General features: G+C 52.7%; 1 protein-coding gene. It reads left to right on the forward strand.

The features are described 5' to 3' along the window. The coding region (locus tag BTV99_RS12740; RefSeq protein WP_083608656.1) for an SDR family oxidoreductase at positions 1-300 on the forward strand (300 nt) is incomplete at its 5' end. Positions 301-404 lie beyond the last annotated feature (104 nt).

Here is a 404-nt window from a genome sequence, read left to right on the forward strand (position 1 = left end):
ATGAGTGGCTACGCTGCATCAAAAGCGGCAGTCAATCACATGGTGGCAAATCTGGCGCACGATTTTGGCCCTGAGGTGCGTATCAACGCGGTCGGCCCAGGGGCTACGCGTACAGCGGCCTTGCAGAGTGTGCTGACACCTGAGATCGAAGCGCGCATGCTGTCGCACACGCCCATCAAGCGTTTGGGCGAGGCGGATGATATCGCAGGCGCCATGCTGTATTTTGCCTCACCTATCTCTGAGTGGGTAAGTGGTCAGACGTTGTTTGTCAATGGTGGCGGCGTACAGACCTTAGATTAACGAGCGCCTAGCAAGTGATTGTTCAAGATAAAAAAGCGTCATCCAGTGGTTGGATGACGCTTTTTATTACTCAGAACTCATTATCAGGCTGCATAGCTGTATTC

The sequence above is a fragment of the Psychrobacter sp. Rd 27.2 genome (assembly GCF_001921755.1).
GTDB lineage: Bacteria > Pseudomonadota > Gammaproteobacteria > Pseudomonadales > Moraxellaceae > Psychrobacter > Psychrobacter celer.